This is a genomic window from Methylobacterium sp. P3_A11 (assembly GCF_056403155.1).
In genome coordinates this window covers 40,763-55,353 of the sequence record NZ_JBFUGA010000001.1, presented here as the reverse complement: position 1 = coordinate 55,353, position 14,591 = coordinate 40,763, and the positions used below count along the sequence as shown (strand labels likewise).

The 14,591-nt window shown below is 67.5% G+C and carries 21 protein-coding genes, 1 other RNA gene and 1 pseudogene; 10 read left to right on the top strand and 13 right to left on the bottom strand.

What is annotated here, in order from left to right; translation table 11 throughout:
* Positions 1–128: 128 nt before the first annotated feature.
* Entirely contained in the window at positions 129–863 is a 735-nt protein-coding gene (locus tag AC1DXK_RS00280; RefSeq protein WP_457104333.1) for a hypothetical protein, read from the bottom strand.
* Between the two features lie 203 nt (positions 864–1,066).
* On the opposite strand from AC1DXK_RS00280, the gene AC1DXK_RS00275 reads away from it, so the two are divergent.
* The gene (locus tag AC1DXK_RS00275) at positions 1,067–1,396 is read left to right on the top strand and encodes a hypothetical protein (RefSeq protein ID WP_457104332.1); all 330 of its coding nucleotides are present in this window, start codon (positions 1,067–1,069) and stop codon (positions 1,394–1,396) included.
* Positions 1,397–1,409: 13 nt separating this feature from the next.
* Here AC1DXK_RS00275 and AC1DXK_RS00270 read toward each other — a convergent pair whose 3' ends face one another.
* The 7 genes from AC1DXK_RS00270 to AC1DXK_RS00240 form a co-directional block, all read right to left on the bottom strand.
* Entirely contained in the window at positions 1,410–1,832 is a 423-nt protein-coding gene (locus tag AC1DXK_RS00270) for a hypothetical protein (RefSeq protein WP_457104417.1), read from the bottom strand.
* 53 nt (positions 1,833–1,885) lie between these two features.
* On the bottom strand, positions 1,886–2,749 hold the full coding sequence (locus tag AC1DXK_RS00265) for an SPFH domain-containing protein (RefSeq protein WP_457104331.1): 864 nt from the start codon (positions 2,747–2,749) through the stop codon (positions 1,886–1,888).
* A 100-nt stretch (positions 2,750–2,849) separates the two neighbouring features.
* The gene (locus tag AC1DXK_RS00260) at positions 2,850–3,143 is read right to left on the bottom strand and encodes a hypothetical protein (protein WP_457104330.1); all 294 of its coding nucleotides are present in this window, start codon (positions 3,141–3,143) and stop codon (positions 2,850–2,852) included.
* Entirely contained in the window at positions 3,140–3,733 is a 594-nt protein-coding gene (locus AC1DXK_RS00255; protein WP_457104329.1) for a hypothetical protein, read from the bottom strand. Before AC1DXK_RS00255 ends, AC1DXK_RS00260 begins: the two co-directional genes overlap by 4 nt.
* On the bottom strand, positions 3,705–4,562 hold the full coding sequence (locus AC1DXK_RS00250; RefSeq protein WP_477296348.1) for a hypothetical protein: 858 nt from the start codon (positions 4,560–4,562) through the stop codon (positions 3,705–3,707). Before AC1DXK_RS00250 ends, AC1DXK_RS00255 begins: the two co-directional genes overlap by 29 nt.
* Before the next feature lie 3 nt (positions 4,563–4,565).
* Positions 4,566–5,180, bottom strand: a complete 615-nt coding sequence (locus tag AC1DXK_RS00245) for a TRM11 family methyltransferase (RefSeq protein ID WP_457104327.1) — start codon at positions 5,178–5,180, stop codon at positions 4,566–4,568.
* Between the two features lie 100 nt (positions 5,181–5,280).
* Entirely contained in the window at positions 5,281–5,673 is a 393-nt protein-coding gene (locus AC1DXK_RS00240; RefSeq protein WP_457104326.1) for a RusA family crossover junction endodeoxyribonuclease, read from the bottom strand.
* A 55-nt stretch (positions 5,674–5,728) separates the two neighbouring features.
* Between AC1DXK_RS00240 and AC1DXK_RS00235 the strand changes: the two are divergent.
* Positions 5,729–6,235: pseudogene (locus AC1DXK_RS00235) on the top strand (DNA cytosine methyltransferase); the annotation flags it as partial.
* 267 nt (positions 6,236–6,502) lie between these two features.
* Positions 6,503–7,507 (top strand): DNA cytosine methyltransferase, encoded by a 1,005-nt coding sequence (locus AC1DXK_RS00230; protein WP_457104325.1) that lies wholly within the window; start codon positions 6,503–6,505, stop codon positions 7,505–7,507.
* Positions 7,508–7,512: 5 nt separating this feature from the next.
* Here AC1DXK_RS00230 and AC1DXK_RS00225 read toward each other — a convergent pair whose 3' ends face one another.
* From AC1DXK_RS00225 to AC1DXK_RS00210, 4 genes are all read right to left on the bottom strand, one after another.
* Entirely contained in the window at positions 7,513–7,797 is a 285-nt protein-coding gene (locus AC1DXK_RS00225) for a hypothetical protein (RefSeq protein WP_457104324.1), read from the bottom strand.
* Positions 7,798–7,965: 168 nt separating this feature from the next.
* Entirely contained in the window at positions 7,966–8,262 is a 297-nt protein-coding gene (locus AC1DXK_RS00220) for a hypothetical protein (protein WP_457104323.1), read from the bottom strand.
* 215 nt (positions 8,263–8,477) lie between these two features.
* A complete protein-coding gene (locus AC1DXK_RS00215) occupies positions 8,478–8,753 on the bottom strand; it encodes a hypothetical protein (RefSeq protein ID WP_477296344.1) in 276 nt (91 codons plus the stop codon).
* Between the two features lie 161 nt (positions 8,754–8,914).
* On the bottom strand, positions 8,915–9,157 hold the full coding sequence (locus tag AC1DXK_RS00210; RefSeq protein WP_477296342.1) for a hypothetical protein: 243 nt from the start codon (positions 9,155–9,157) through the stop codon (positions 8,915–8,917).
* Between the two features lie 91 nt (positions 9,158–9,248).
* Here AC1DXK_RS00210 and AC1DXK_RS00205 point away from each other — a divergent pair, with 91 nt between their 5' ends.
* The 7 genes from AC1DXK_RS00205 (at position 9,249) to ssrA (ending at position 13,453) form a co-directional block, all read left to right on the top strand.
* Positions 9,249–9,494: a hypothetical protein gene (locus AC1DXK_RS00205; protein ID WP_457104320.1), complete on the top strand. Its 246-nt coding sequence runs from the start codon at positions 9,249–9,251 to the stop codon at positions 9,492–9,494.
* Between the two features lie 372 nt (positions 9,495–9,866).
* Positions 9,867–10,403, top strand: coding sequence for a DUF1643 domain-containing protein (locus AC1DXK_RS00200; RefSeq protein WP_477296340.1), 537 nt, complete (start codon positions 9,867–9,869; stop codon positions 10,401–10,403).
* Positions 10,400–10,798, top strand: a complete 399-nt coding sequence (locus tag AC1DXK_RS00195) for a hypothetical protein (RefSeq protein WP_477296338.1) — start codon at positions 10,400–10,402, stop codon at positions 10,796–10,798. The genes AC1DXK_RS00200 and AC1DXK_RS00195 overlap by 4 nt, the downstream gene beginning before the upstream one ends.
* Positions 10,762–10,983 carry a J domain-containing protein gene (locus AC1DXK_RS00190; protein ID WP_457104317.1) on the top strand — a complete coding sequence of 74 codons (222 nt, stop codon included), beginning with the start codon at positions 10,762–10,764 and terminating at the stop codon, positions 10,981–10,983. Before AC1DXK_RS00195 ends, AC1DXK_RS00190 begins: the two co-directional genes overlap by 37 nt.
* A gap of 198 nt (positions 10,984–11,181) precedes the next feature.
* Positions 11,182–12,345 (top strand): site-specific integrase, encoded by a 1,164-nt coding sequence (locus tag AC1DXK_RS00185; protein WP_457104316.1) that lies wholly within the window; start codon positions 11,182–11,184, stop codon positions 12,343–12,345.
* 426 nt (positions 12,346–12,771) lie between these two features.
* Positions 12,772–13,083 (top strand): hypothetical protein, encoded by a 312-nt coding sequence (locus tag AC1DXK_RS00180; protein ID WP_457104315.1) that lies wholly within the window; start codon positions 12,772–12,774, stop codon positions 13,081–13,083.
* Between the two features lie 198 nt (positions 13,084–13,281).
* Positions 13,282–13,453: a transfer-messenger RNA gene (gene ssrA / locus AC1DXK_RS00175) on the top strand.
* A gap of 681 nt (positions 13,454–14,134) precedes the next feature.
* Here ssrA and AC1DXK_RS00170 read toward each other — a convergent pair.
* Positions 14,135–14,419, bottom strand: coding sequence for a hypothetical protein (locus AC1DXK_RS00170; protein ID WP_477296335.1), 285 nt, complete (start codon positions 14,417–14,419; stop codon positions 14,135–14,137).
* Between the last annotated feature and the right edge of the window lie 172 nt (positions 14,420–14,591).

Below are 14,591 nucleotides of genomic sequence, written 5' to 3'. Positions count from 1 at the left end.
CGGGGCAACGCCTAAGCTGTTACGCGGGTTCGGTGAAGCTGGGTCCGCACATGCGAACGCCCGGCAGCCCTTGGGCTCCGGGCGTGCGTCTAGCGACTAGATTAATCTGGCTGTTCGCCCGTCGGGTGTCAAGCCGCCGGCGCCTCGACCTCCTCGAGCGCCTCGTCCCGCGCCAGCGCCGCCGCGATCCGGCCCGGCACGCTCTCCGCGTCGGCGAGGTAGACATCGTCCGGTGTCGACCGCCCTGCGCCGCGGGCGGTGTGCTGGGCTGCGGTCAGTCCCTCCAGGAGGAAGCGGAAGTGCGCCGCGACCTGCGCCGTGCCCTTCTCGCTGCCCTTGCCCCGCGCGGCCGCATAGGTCCGGAAGGGCCAGCCCTCGGTCAGGATCGCGCGGAGGAATCGGGCGCCGACCGAGCCGACGGCCCGCTCGAGGCGGGCGGAGAACTTCCGCACCCGCTCGGCATCCTCGACGCTGTAGATGATGGCCAGCTCGTGGGCGATCGTCTGGTCGCGGGATCCGGCGATGTCCCATCCGCCGGAGCCGAGCCGGGCGCCGGAGCCGCGCTCGTAGACGGCCTGGATCAGGCGTCCGACGAAGAGTTGCGCGTCGGTGATGTCCCCGCGGGCACGCTCGGCGGCCAGCACGTCGACCTGGCGGTTGACGGTGGCCGGAATGAAGGTGCCCAGCTCGAAGGGGCACGGGACAGTCGCGGCCCCGGGCTGGATCTCGCGGTCGCGCGCAGTGATCGGCTGGGCCGCGGCCGCCCGACGGCGAGCCCCGGCTGAGCGCTTCTCAACGCGCACGTGCGAGTGGGTTGCCGGCGAGCCGGCGAGGGTGATGGCCTTGGTCCTGGACGCTGCCACGGTGATGCCCCTTGAGGCGGCCGGCCTTCCGCCGATCCGTGACACCTGATCTGCGTCCCGTTTTTGGACACACGCAAGCGTGATCTATGCGTGCGTCACTCCAGCATGCCCGCGTTCCGTTCGTTCCGAGCATCGCCAGTTAGTGCGATATCAATCTCTCGTCCTCACCATCCCATCCGAGCCGCAGGCTTGGATACGAACTGATGTCGATCAGCATCGGCGCGGCCGCCTCGGGCGGGGCCTACGCGCTGCCAGTCAAACCGTTTGGGCAGGCGCAATCTGCCGACCCCGCTCTATCGGCGCAACAAACGGCCAAGACTCAGGCCAAGGTCGCGGCGGCGCAGCAGGAGCTCGCTAACGCCAACGGCATCGTGGACCAGGACAAGCGCAACCACAGTCCCGGTTGTGTCGCCTGCGATCAGAAGCTGGTGGACAAGGCGCAGGCTCAGCTCGCCCAGGCCAAGGCGTCGGGTAACGGCGAGACCTCGCAGGCACAGCTCCCACCTGGCAGCCTCGTCGACCTCACCGCCTGACCATCCGTCTCGGCTATTGAGCGCTGCGCACGTTCCAAGCATCGGCAAACCGCTCGCAGGCCCGTTTTCGGCGCCGGTCAAAGGTCCTCCGCCAGATCCGGAACTCGTCGCAATAGTCGGAGACGGTACCGCCTGGCACGTCCCTCAGGAGCCGCAGATTGCGGTGCTGCCTGATCCGCCGCCGCGCCTTGGCCCTCGCCCAGGTCAGCAACGCGATCCGCTCCGAGCTGTCCCGGCCCAGGATCTCGGCCGAGAACACGATCCAGTCGAAGGTGGCAGCCATCTCGCGCGGTTCGTTCGGCTGCATCCGGTTGGCCCGGACGCTGAAGATGCCCGATCTGGTGAAGGCCATGAACGCCGCCACCAACCATCGCTCGATATCGCGGCACGTCATCGCCGGCGGGGCCGGCCCCTCGATCCGCAGCGGATTCGCCATCAGCACCGGGTCAAGGATCCCCTACTGTCCGCCAGAAGAGGCGACGCGCCCCCTCACTGCTTCCCCAAGTTGAGCATCGGGAGAGCGCCACCGGGCACCATGGTCGTCGGCAGCTTGCCGTCCCACCGCTCCGCCTGGGTCAGCGCGACGAGGCCGGGATTCGAGCCCAGCGCCTCAGCCCTGGCTCGGATCGCGCTGGCCTCCGCATCGCCTCGAAGCTTCGTCGCATCGGCCTCGGCCTGTGCCCGCTGGCGGATCGCGTTCGCCTCGGCACCGGCCTTCGTGCCCACGATCTCGGCCTGGACCTTCTCGCGGAGCGCATTCTGCTTCAGCCGGTCGACCTCGACGGAGGCCTGCATGCGCTGCTCGATCGACCGCATGTACTCTGGCGAGAACTGGATGTCCTCGATCTGCACGGCCTCGATCACGATGGGCGCGTTCATGGCGCCGATCGCCTCGTGGATGGCGCTGGCCATCTGCGCGTTGAGCCGAACCCGATCCTGCACGGCCGTCACCGCATCGAACTGGCCGAAAACGTTCTTCGACTGCTCCAGCACCTTCGACTGGACGACACGCGCCTCCAGGTTCCGGGTCGACGTGAATCGGCTGTAGACCTCGGACACCCGGTCCACCGGCACGTGGTAGAGCACGGACAGCTTCATGACCGCCGGCTGCTGGTCTCGCGAGTAGGCTTCCATCTTGTCGAACTCGACGCGATGGGACTCGACGCTGATCGCGACCGCCGTCTGCACGAACGGCGCCTTCCAGTGCAGCCCAGGATCGGCCTCGCCGACCACGGCGCCGTTCGTCAGCAGCACCACCCGCTCGCGCTGGTCGACCGTGTAGAACGATCCGCCGACGACGGAGAGGACGAGGAGCCCTGCGACGCCCGCCAGCCCCAGCTTCACGTAATTCACCTTCCTTGCCCTCCCTGGTCCTTCATCACGCCCGTCACGCGGTCGCTCGACCTGTGTGCCTCTGGCCATGGTTTCTCTCCTGGTGAAGGGTGTGACTCGGTCAGGCGGCCGAGCGGCTGAATAGGTCCTGGTCGCGGGACGCCGGCGGATCCGCCGGCATCGGCGGCAGCGCCACGCGGGCCGCGACGATGGCACGGCACTCCCGATCGGCGCACGACCACATGCCGTCGCTGCGCTTTCGGAAGCACCCAAAGCCGAACGAGGCGTCGAACACACCGCACGAGGCGCAGGTGCGCTCGACAGGCCCGTTGGCCTTCGCGGCCGCTTCCTCCTCGGCTGTCTTCCGCGCCGCCTCGCGCTGGCGCAGCTCGATCTCCCAGAGGTTCGGCCTCACGACGCGCCTCCCGTATGGCCCTGGCGCTGGTCGAGGCGGGCGATTAGCCGACCGATGTCCGGCCCGTGCCCGGTTTCGCGGAGCCGCGCGAGGTCCTCGTTCAACTTCGCTCGCTGCGCTCGAGCGATCTCTGCCGGCGTCTCGACCCGATGCCGCTGCGGCTCGGCCTGCCGCATCCGCTGCAAATGTGCTTCGGCCGCACGAGCGACCTCCGCCCGCTGCTCCGGCGTCGGCACGTCGTAGACCTCGGCATCGAGCACGCGCCGGATGTGCAGGAGTTGCGTCCGGAGCGGGATCAGGCCCTCGCGCACCTCGTCGGCGAACTCAGCCGGGGAGGGCCGCCAACGCTTCACCCAGGGCCGCAGCGTCTTGCCGTTCCGGAAGCGCTCAGCCGCGGCGTGAATCGCGGCCAGCGGCAGGTCCTTCAGCGCCGACACGTACTCCGCGATCAGCACCTCGTTCTCGTCGTCGCCGCGCCCGCGCCCCTGCTCAAATCCCAGGAGGACCCGGGTCACGACCGTGTCGACGTGGCGAGGATTCGAGGCCGCAGTCAGCTCGGCGTTAAGCCGCTCGGCGACGTCGGAGAGCACTCGACGCTCGGCTATCGTGGCCGCCCTGTCCCGCCGCACGGAGTAGCGGGTCGGAAGGACGGGATGCGCTTCCAGCCTGCCATGCAGTGCCGAGATCCTCTCCTCGACTTGGGCCGGCATCGGGGTCGTTTGCGTCGATGGTAGGCGGTTCGACATCGTAGGCTCCCGTCTGGGATTCGGCGCGCTGGCGGATCAGGCGGGCGGCGAGACCGGTCGGTGCGGGCTGGGCAGGGCGGCCGCGGTCCGGGCGGCGGCCGAGGGCTTCGCGGCGGGCCTGGAGGCGCCGGTCGACCCAACTCGTGAAGTCGGCCAGCTCGCGGCCGTCGGCGTCCTCGATCAGGCCGAGCACCACCACGGCCTCGTCGTGGGCGATGGCCAGCCAGTGGCCGATCAGGGCGAGGGCCGAGCGCTGGGACCGGCCGGTGTTGGCGCAGATCAGCGCGGCGCCCCGGGTCAGCAGCTCCTGGCGGAAAGCTCGGGCCTGCTCGGCCGCGCCAGCGCCGCCAGCCTGCCCGACATCGTCGGCCGATCCGTCAGGATCGGAACCGGGGGTCGGGGAGGGGTTAAGGGGTGGGGGTGGAGGTGCAGGAAGAGGGGGCGGACCATTCGGGGAGGGGACGGGGGGTAACGCGTTACCGCCGTTACCAGCGTTAAGATGCGTTTCACGGTGCCGGCGCACCCGGGCGGCGGTCTGGGTCCGACGCTTCTCGGTCATGGCATCGATCTCGGCAGCCGCGGCCTTCTCGTCCGCCTCGATCACCGCGAGCAGCATCTCAGCCGAGGCTCCGGCCGCCACGAGCGCGCGAAGGGCTTCTGAACGGATCGCCATCGCCTACTCCGCGGCCATGAGGAGAGGATCGGCGCCGTCTTCGTCGGTGAAGTCCTCCCAGGACATGCGGCTGAGCTGCGTCGGGCCGCCGTGGGAGACGTCCCAGACGAACCAAGCGAAGGCCATATTCGAGGAGGCCTTCGGGCCATCCCAGCCGTCCCGGTGCATCATCGGCAGGCGCTTGCGGAAGCAATGCACCCGAGCGAGCGTGCCGGTGTCGAGGATGGAGCCGCGTGAGATGCTCTCGTAGAACGAGAACCGCAGCAGCATCATCACGCGCGGGCAGAGCCGCACGGCCTGCTCCACAAAGGCGCGAGCGTCCTTGTAGGGCGGGTTCGTGACGATGCAGTCGATGCCCTCGGGGGCCTCCGGCACCTTCAGGAAGTCGACGCCCGAGACCTGCCCCCTCCAGCCGTAGTCGACGAGATCGGTGGCGAGCACGTCGTGCCCGCCCGCGTACAACTCGCTCACGATCGCCCCAGGCCTGCAGGCTGGCTCCCAGATCCGTTGCGGCAGCCATTCGGTCCCTATCAGAGCCCGCACGGCGACCGCTGGCGTCTCGTAGAGGTCGTTCCCGCGCTCCGAGAGCGCGTGAGCCTTGTTCTCGCGGTGGGTCACGGCGCGGACCTCCGGAGGCGCGAGGATCCGGCGCTGGCGCGCACGACAGCGGAGATGCTGCCGGAGAGGGCGCAGCCCGCGAGGATGGGGAGGTGCCATGTCATGCCACCGCCTCCAGCGGAGGGCGCACGGGGGCGATCAGCTTCAGGGCCGCGCCGTCGGACAGGCCGCGCACCGTAGCGGCGACCTCGTCGTGCTCGGCGTGCCACTCCAGGAGCACGCGGACGGCATCGCGGTCGTTGTCGACGACGCCATGCCGCTGCAGGAGGTCGGAGACCGCCTTGGCCGCGTTGTCGAGATCCATACGGGACGTGCGCGGCACGGCCAGCAGGAGGACGTACGGACCGGGCACGCGTCCCGGACGCTGGGCCTGGAGGCGCCAGCCGGCGCCGTCGATCCAGGATCGGTAGACGTCGGACCGATGCGGCCCCTTGCCGTTACCATGCCGGTAGAGGGCATTCACCGATGGCGGGACCGGCAGGAGCACAGTCACGGAATCAACCACGCGGCGGCCGGGCGGCGCGAACACGGGGCTCTGCGGGGCCGGTGGATCCTCGACTGGCTGCCAGCGGGCGCTCGCGGACCTCGGGCTCGAAATGGAGCTGGTGGCCGTGAACCACTGGCCTACCGCGATCGCGACCCACACGCTGAACCACCCGACAGCCCGGCACTACGTGCAGGACATCGCGACGGTGCGCCCGCACCTCCTGGTGCCGGAGGGCTACCTGGACCTGCTGATGGCCTCGCCGACCTGCACGCACCATTCGGTGGCGCGCGGCGGCAAGCCGACGTCCGACCAGCAGCGGAGCGACCCCTGGCAAATCATCACGTGGCTCACCGAGCTGCGGGTGAAGCGCATCATCATCGAGAACGTGTGGGAGTTCATCGGCTGGGGACCGGTCGACCACCGCACCGGCCGACCGGTGGCGTCGCGCAAGGGCGAGTATTTCCGCGCCTGGATCGACACGCTGAAGCGGCTCGGATTCCGGCTCGAATGGCGCAAGCTGAACGCGGCCACTACGGCGACGCCACAACGCGCAGCCGCTTCATCCTGATGGGCCGGTCCGACGGCAAGCGGCTCGTGTGGCCGACGCCAACGCACCGACGACGGGACGACAAGGTCGCCGACCTGTTCTCGGGAACGAAGCCATGGCGGGCGGCCCGCGAGATCATCGACTGGGACATCAAGGGACGATCGATCTTCAACCGGAAGAAGCCCCTCGCGCCGAAGACACTCTCCCGGATCTATGCCGGCGCCCAGAAGCACGGCTGGCCCGAGCCGTTCCTAGTGGTCTTGCGCAACCACATGACCGCCCCGGGGCATGGACATGCCCCTTCCAGCGATCACCGCGGGCGGCACTCACCTCGGCCTGGCACAGCCGGTCCTCATCAAGCAGAACTTCCGGCGCGACGTGCAGGGCGTGGACGACCCGGCACCCACGGTGATGACGCAGGCACGCCTCGGCCTCGCCGAGCCCGTCATCGTCAACATGAAGGGGCAGTCGACGGCCACCGCCGTTGACGAGCCTCTGCCGACCCAGACGGCACACGCGGGCCATCTCTACGCGGCCGAGCCCTTCGTCATGGCCACGGGGAGCACGGGGGTGCCCCGCGTAACTGCCGACCCGCTCCCAACGATCACCACCGGCGGTGCGGGGTCGGAGGATCCTGGCTGCGCCCGGCCGATGCTGATCGAGCCGCTCGTGCTGTCCCGCCACGCGGAGGGCGCCGCGCGCCCGGTCAGCCAGCCCACTCCCACCCAGGTCGCGAAGCATTCGCACCTTCTGATCTCGCCCTACTACAGCTCCGGCTCAGGCGAGACCTGCGCAAGCGGTGAGGATCCCTTGCCGACCGCCACGGCCAAGGCACGGTTCGGCATGGTCGTGCCGATCACGCACGCCGACGGCGGCAACCGCGCCAGGGATGCCGCGGTCGACCCGCTGCCGACGATCACGACGGCGCACCGCGGCGAGCTGGCGTTCATCGCCGCGCAGTTCGGTGAGCGCGAGGGACAGGCGCCCCGCGTCCACGACATCGCGGACCCGGCGCCGACGCTCTGCGCCACCGGCCGCGTGAACCTCGTCGAGGGGACAGAAACCTACGACATCCTCTTCCGGATGCTGGAGCCGCACGAGCTGGCCGCGGCCATGGGCTTCAACGACGAGGAGCGGCGGTACGAGTTCACCGGCACGAAGACCGAGCAGATCAAGCAGATCGGCAACGCCGTCTCGGTCGCGAAGATGACGGCCTGCGTCGCCGCCATCATGGCCGACGCCGCTCCGAAGACCCGGGAGGAGTCCGGCCCCTTCCTCGAGGCGGTGGCGTGATGTGGCTAGCCTTCGACCAAGATCTGACTGCGGATCGCCGCGACGTCGGTGCCGACTTCGTTCAGGAGGGCGCGCACGCGGTCGAGCGCCAGCGCCGTCCGCATCGCGCCGTCCGCATCGTGCGTACTGTCGATGCGAGAGATTTCGATCAAATACGGTATGATTTTTCTGTCAAAATAATTGTAGTCGGTAGGACATTTGATCTCATAAAAGATTGCCAATGCATGAAAAGCACGCGCCATCAATTTCAGCGCGACGTCGTTTGTCTCTTCGCGCTCGATATTGTTCATTTCTGCTCGTTCTCTGACGGACCGACTGTTTTCCGGCCTAACATGGCTGTGGAAAACTGTCGATCCGAGATAAGCGGCGGTGTGTCTGGCGACCACTTCGGCAGTGGTATTTCGCATTCATATGGCCAAGCTGCAACAGGCGGGGGGCGTGCTGGCCGGGTCTGCCCCTTAGGGGCCAGGCTTCCCGCGGGGGCGGATCATCGCGCCTACCTCCCGTTCGATGTCAGTAAGAATGCCGTTCACTCTCGCCGCGACGCCCTCGGGACCGGATTCAATCGTTCGGTCGTTAGTCTCCGCGATCAGGCGCAGATTGGCCTCGACGAAGGCGTGAATCTTGGTCTGAACTTTCTCGAACTCTCCGGGATGGGCGGTCTCGAAGAGGATCGCCAGCGCCAGGTAGGCGCGTCCGATCATGTCGAGCGCCAATTCAGTATCGGCTTTTGGCTGATCGGCTATGTCGCTCATGACGCCTCGATACGCAGGCTTACAACTCTCATAACACTACGTAGCAGAGTATTAAGGATGGGCCAATGACGTGGCTACGGTCATGCAATGGCTTATTAATTGAGCTGGTCACTCCGTCCGCGCTCCACTACGAGCCCCTGCATTCCGGTGACCTCTACCGCTTCGCCGGCCGGCTGCTGGTCGGACGTGGCGGCAGTGGCGGCACCGAGTGCGCCTTACCGACCTGGCCCCGAAACAGGCTTTCGTACAGGCCGCCCCGGCGCAGCGTCGACCTGCGATCGTGCCTCGATCCGATGCGACATCCGACCGACACCCATTATGGATCGCAGCTTCGCGGTCACGCCCATCAACACGAGCATTCCGATGACCAGCGCGAAGATGGTCAGGGTGTGGTGGACCGCGTCCTCGAACTCACGTCCGGCGTGGACGATCAGCCAGCCCACGCCGACGAACGCGGCAGCCGAGATCAGCKGGATCGTCAGGTCGGGCATCGGGGACCTAACGGCCTGATCTTATGCGCGGTTCGTGTGCTCGACGTCGCGCCACTTCAGGCGAGCGGCGAGGAAGCCGCGGCATGAACGCGTCTCACAGCGAGACGGCCCTTCGGCCGATCCCGCACCGGTCGCGGTGGAGGAGCTCGGTGCCGCGTCGTCTATGCCTCGGACACAGCCTCATCCTCCCCGCCTGTCGCGCCGACTGCCAGTCCGGGCCRGTAGGCGTCCAGCGCCGCGTAGGCTTCCGTATTGGTCAGCCCGATCTGCTCCATGTCGGTCAAGAGCGCCAGGATGTCCGCATCGACCGGCTCGCCGGCCTCTTTGCGCGCGATGAGCCCGTTGATCATCGCCATGTCGTCGTCCGGCTCGTCGGTAACTTCGGTCGTGGTGGGAATGGCCATGACGGGTCTCTCGAGGAGTGGCTCCAGGACCTAGGGCGTTTCGGGGCACCTTGCCACAGGCAGACATTAACCCAAGCCTCGGAGTAGCAGCATGGCCGAGTCCAGCACCATCACGCGCGAGGGCTTCACCGCCGCCGATCTCGCCGGCTGCGCTGAGCGCGAGGTCCGCCAGAGGCTGCGCGCCTACCCGCGCTGGGTCGAGGCCGGGCGCATGACGCAGCAGCTCGCCGACCGCCAGACTGCGCTGATGCAGGCGATCGCGCGCAAGCTCCGCGCGGAGGCCGGTGCCGAGGGCGCGAAGGGGGATCTGTTCGGCGACGAGTGCCGCCATGTATGATCGAAGGACTCAGCCGGAGAACTTCAAGCCCAATTTCCTGCCAGCGCGCCATATCACTAGACAGGTCTTGTTAAGATACAGCCTTTCTGAGATCAGCTGGAATTCGGCCGGAAGATTAGTCTCGGGTCCTGTCTCAATCATCGCGCCGGATTTGGTGAGATCCCATATAAGACAGTCGCAGAAATCTTGGTCAGGTCCGAAAAGGATGTGCCCCGTCTTCAAGGCGGTTCCGCGCGTGGTGACTCTGCGTTCGTTGGGCATTCAGAGTCCCCGTAGAGGCGGGTTTTATATCGGTCGCCCATTTTGGCGGCCAGTACTCATTTACTCTGAAAATATTAAGCAATGCGGCGTGATGGATCTTCCGGAGGTGGTGTGAACGCTATCATCTCACCCTGTGGCACCTACCGCTATCGGCTGGAGCGCAGCATCGGCGGTTACTTGGCAGGCCCGTCTGTGGCTTGGATCATGGTCAACCCGTCGACCGCCGACGCCGAGACCGATGACGCCACGATCCGGAAGGTTGTCGGCTTCTCCGAGCGGATGGGCGCCCGGCATGTCGTCGTCGGCAACCTGTTCGCCTTCCGGGCAACCGACATCAGGGTGCTGCACAGCGCGCCAGCCCCGGTCGGCGTGGAGAACGACGCCCATCTGCGCCGGATCCTCGGCGAGTCGGATATGTGCATCGCGGCTTGGGGCGCGCTCGCCAAACTGCCACCTGGGCTCCGTCGGCGCTGGGCACGGTTCCACGACATGGCGCTCGCTGCCGGCAGGCGCCTGATGTGCCTCGGCACCGCCCAGGACGGCCACCCGCTACACCCTCTGATGCTCGGCTACGAAAGGCGGCTCAGCATCTGGGAGAGCCTGGACGTCATCCGGACGACTGAGGACACGAGCGGGAGGGCAGCGTGACCCGGGCCTACCCGCTCCAGTGGCCCGACTTCATCCCGCGCTCGACGCGCCGGGAGCAGGGCAAGTTCAAGACGACGCTCTCGGCAGCCCTGGCGAACGTTCGCGACAGCCTGGGCCTGTTCGGCTCAGACAGCGGCAAGCCGGTCGCCGACATCGTGCTCTCGTCGAACGTCTCGCTCGGGCACGAGAAGCCGGCCGACCCGGGAGTCGCGGTGTGGTTCAAATGGGACGGCGAGCAGCGCTGCATCCCAGTCGACCGCTACGCGACCCCGCTGCCAACCTCCAGGCGATCCATCACATCATTGAGGCCCGGCGCGTCGAACTCCGGCACGGGACTCTGGCGCTGGTGCGGGCTTCGATGCGTGGATTCCAGGCGCTGCCGGCACCGGGCATGATGCCCTGGTGGCAGGTGCTCGGCGTCGAGGAGACCGCCAGCCCTGAGGCGATCGATGCCGCCTATCGCGCGCTCGCCCAGCGGCGGCACCCAGACCGGCCGGGCGGGTCCCACGACCTGATGGCCGATCTGAACCGGGCGCGCGACGCCGGGCTGAAGGCGAGGGGAGGGGACCGTGCCGCGTAGCGTTCGCATCCCGGACCGGCACGAGGTCGACGACACGACGCCGCTGCGGCTCGACGTGGCGGCCGCTATCGCCTTCCCCGGCGGCGCGATGACGGGGGCGGGGTTGCGCCGCGAGGCAGCCCGCAACCGGCTTGCTGTCTCGCGCGTGGCAGGGAAAGACTGGACCACGCTTCGTGCGATTGCCGAGATGATCGAGCTATGCCGCGCCGCTCCGAAGGCCCCCACCTCAAGCTCGAACGGGCAGAGACGGATTTCGAAGGCCGGATCACCCGGCATGCGTCCTGGATCATCCGAGACGGACGACGGAAAATCCGCACAGGTCGCCGCGCTGATGAGGCTGCAGCGGCTGAAAAGCGGCTCGCCGCCTACATCGCCGAAAAGCACGAACCCGCGCGGGAGAGCGATCGTGACCCCGCTCAGGTCTGGGTCGCCGACGTAGTTTCGGTCTACCTCGACGACATCGCCAGCAAGAAGGCGCGGCCGAAGGAGATCGCCGGCCGCCTGGGCAACATCCTGGCCTTCTTCGAGGGCAAGCGGCTGTCGACGGTCACCGGCCGGGCCTGCCGAGACTATGCGGAGCACCGGGGCCTCGCGGTGGCGCGGCGCGAGCTGGAGGACTTTCGGGCGGCGATCAACCACTACCACCGCGAGGGGCATCTCGCCTCGCCGGTGCCGGTGGTTCTGCCGGAACGCGGCGCCGCGCGGGAGCGATGGCTCACCCGCTCCGAGGTCGCGAAGCTGATTTGGTCGGCCTGGCGCTACCGCGAGGTGCAGAAGGGCCACGCCACCGGCCGGCGGTCCCGCCAGCACGTCGCCCGGTTCATCCTGGTTGCGCTGTACACGGGTACCCGTGCTGGTGCGATCTGCGGCGCCGCGATCCGCCCCACCGTGGGCAGCGGCTACGTCGACCTTGAGCACGGCACCTTCTACCGGCGGCCGCCGGGATCGCGGCAGACCAAGAAGCGCCAGCCGCCGGCGCCGCTGCACCCGCGGCTCCTGGCGCACCTCTGGCGTTGGGAGCGGACCGGCATCGCGTTCCGCTACGTGGTCGAGTGGCAGGGCAAGCGGATCGGGCGGATCAACAAGGCGTTCCGCGCGGCGCGCGAGGATGCCGGGTTCGGCGCCGACGTCATCCCGCACTCGTTCCGCCACACGGCGATCACCCTGGCGCTCCGCGGCGGCTGTCCGCCATGGGAGGCGTGCGGCTATTTCGGCGTGACGCTGGAGGTCCTGCAGGATGTCTACGGTCACCACTGCCCCGAGCACTTCCAGGGCGCGCTCAAGGCGACCGGCGGTCGTAGGAGTACCGGGACGCCTACCGGGACGCTTTCCCGCGCACCGAACGTGAACAAAGCGGGGTGATGATCTGAGCGTCTCCTAGGGACGACGCGGCAAGATCGAATGGAAACGCGTTCGGGACGTGGGGGTCGCAGGTTCAAATCCTGCCACTCCGACCAATCTTTCCCGAGTTCTGCCCCCTCGATAATTGATCGGCCGGTCGTGCGGCGACGGGCTTCGGCGCGAAAGCCGGGAGGCGGATCGATTCCGGCTCTCCGATCCGTGGGTACTCCGCACGGTCCAGTCGCGAGGCGGCGGGCCAATCGGCGCGGCGTCCATAGGACCGTTTATTGGCGAGGGACGCGCAGGCCAGTCGCGGATGGCTTCCTGACGTCTGAGCAGATGGACCGGCTGCTTTCATCCCTTTGGGGAGAGCTACCGAAGCGATGCTCGGCCACCAACGCCCTGTTCGCGCGTTTCAGCTCGGTCCGCCCTCGGCTGGAGTGTTCGATGCTCGCCCGATCCGCTGTGCTGTTCCTAATCCTGACGTCAGGCGCGCAGGCAGCCGCCTTCGACGACCTGAAAGGCTACCTGGCCTCCTGCCTGCGGTTCGAGATGGGAGGCGCCCCGATGCAACGTCGGGAGCCGCTCACGGCGAAGGTTCGTGAGGCGCTGAACCGGTGCTCCGATGATGTCGCGCGCCTGGAAAGGGCGGATGGACGGCGGCTGCGCGGCGACGGCGGGATCAGCCCATCCACCAAGGAAGTGATCGAGCACGTCGTCGCCGGCAGCGGCGGCGGCTTCCGCAACGTCCGGTACTGACAGCGCAGGTGGCTGAAGCGGCGCGCACACCGGTGATGGCCAGGGGATGTCGTGCCAGATCCCGCCTCGCGCAGTCGATGGTCGGATTCGCCAGGGAAACCCGGCAGGCGACTTTACGGCGCGGCTGACGGTGGGGCCGTAATCCGTCGGTGGACCCGGCCATCCGTTTCGGTGTAAGGTGTGGGCGAGGTTGATGACCGGTTCATAATAACGTTTCAGGACCCGGGGGCGGTACCCGGCGCCTCCACCAGAAGCATCCTGCCCCGGATACCGCACGGGGGCGAGAGCGAGCGTCCGGCGTTGCGGATGCGCGTTGCCAGGGTGCTTCTGCTGGGGGCGAAACAGGTTCGACTGGACGGTAAAGGGATCGCGAGTTCTGTCCTGCCTCGGCAGGGTAAGATGCGACTTTCGGTAAGGACTCGACCGGTTCGGCGCGGGCAACCCCCGTTCCGAGCACCTGACCAAAACTCTAAATGCCAACGACAACGTCGGCATGGAGATGCGCCTCGCGGCGTAATCTTCCGGGGCGTGGGCACGCCTAGCAACAGAACCCGGGGCTTCGGCCTCGGGGCCCGTATTTCTTCTTCGCTGAAACGACACAAGCCCTCACGGATTGAATCCAGCGAGGGGCATTCGACCGCTGACCGACGCGGCTCGGACAACGTAACAGCCGTGTTCGTTACTGGTCTTCCGCGAGTGCCGGATCGTCCTGGCGGCAAGCGATCCCGCTTCTGTTGATGATAAAGCCGCGCTTGAAGGGTCTTGCTGACCGTGTCAGTGCGCTCTTGGCTGAAGGGCATTCTGTCCTTGATGCGCTCGACCTCGACGCATGGGATCACAGGGTCCGCAATCGGCTGTCGGACCCTCTGCAGGTCCGATGGCCGCGCGTGCATCGGGATCATTGCCGCGCCCGCACGTGCGGATGGGTGCGTCCAGGGCCGCGCCGGTCCGAAACGGCTCTCCGTCGCGGTCAGGAGAGAAGACTGCCGTTGACCGCGGGGCTGACCGATTGGCCACCACGAGGATGAGGTGCCCTCTCTGCGCCGATCCGTCATGCCGCTCGGTCTGAATCCGGTTCACGCCCGCGACAGGGGAGTGAGTTCGGGGCTTGTTCGTCGCGCGGCTCACCAACCGCCCCGCCGTGGACCTCAATCGGTGCGACGGGCACACTCTCAACCAAGAGCGCGATCATCGCCGAGCGCGAGTTCAGGAGAATGGCCGGCGGCTCGCCGGTGATCTGCCGCCAGCGCTTGATGAAAAGGTTGATTGGCAGATCGGCCACGGTGTCCAATTCGGACGTAGGGTCGTCCCGTTTGGAAGGTGCGGACATGTCCATGCGCCTCAACGACTCTGGCCTGCATTCGGTAGCCGCGTCCGCATGGGATGGTAAAGAATAGGTTACGTCGATGCTCAATGCCGCGGCGGACGAGCCAGGCGAAGTCGGGGGCACGCGATGCGTTGATGTTGTCAACGGTCGGCCCACAAAAGCAGCGTGCCTAACTGAACAA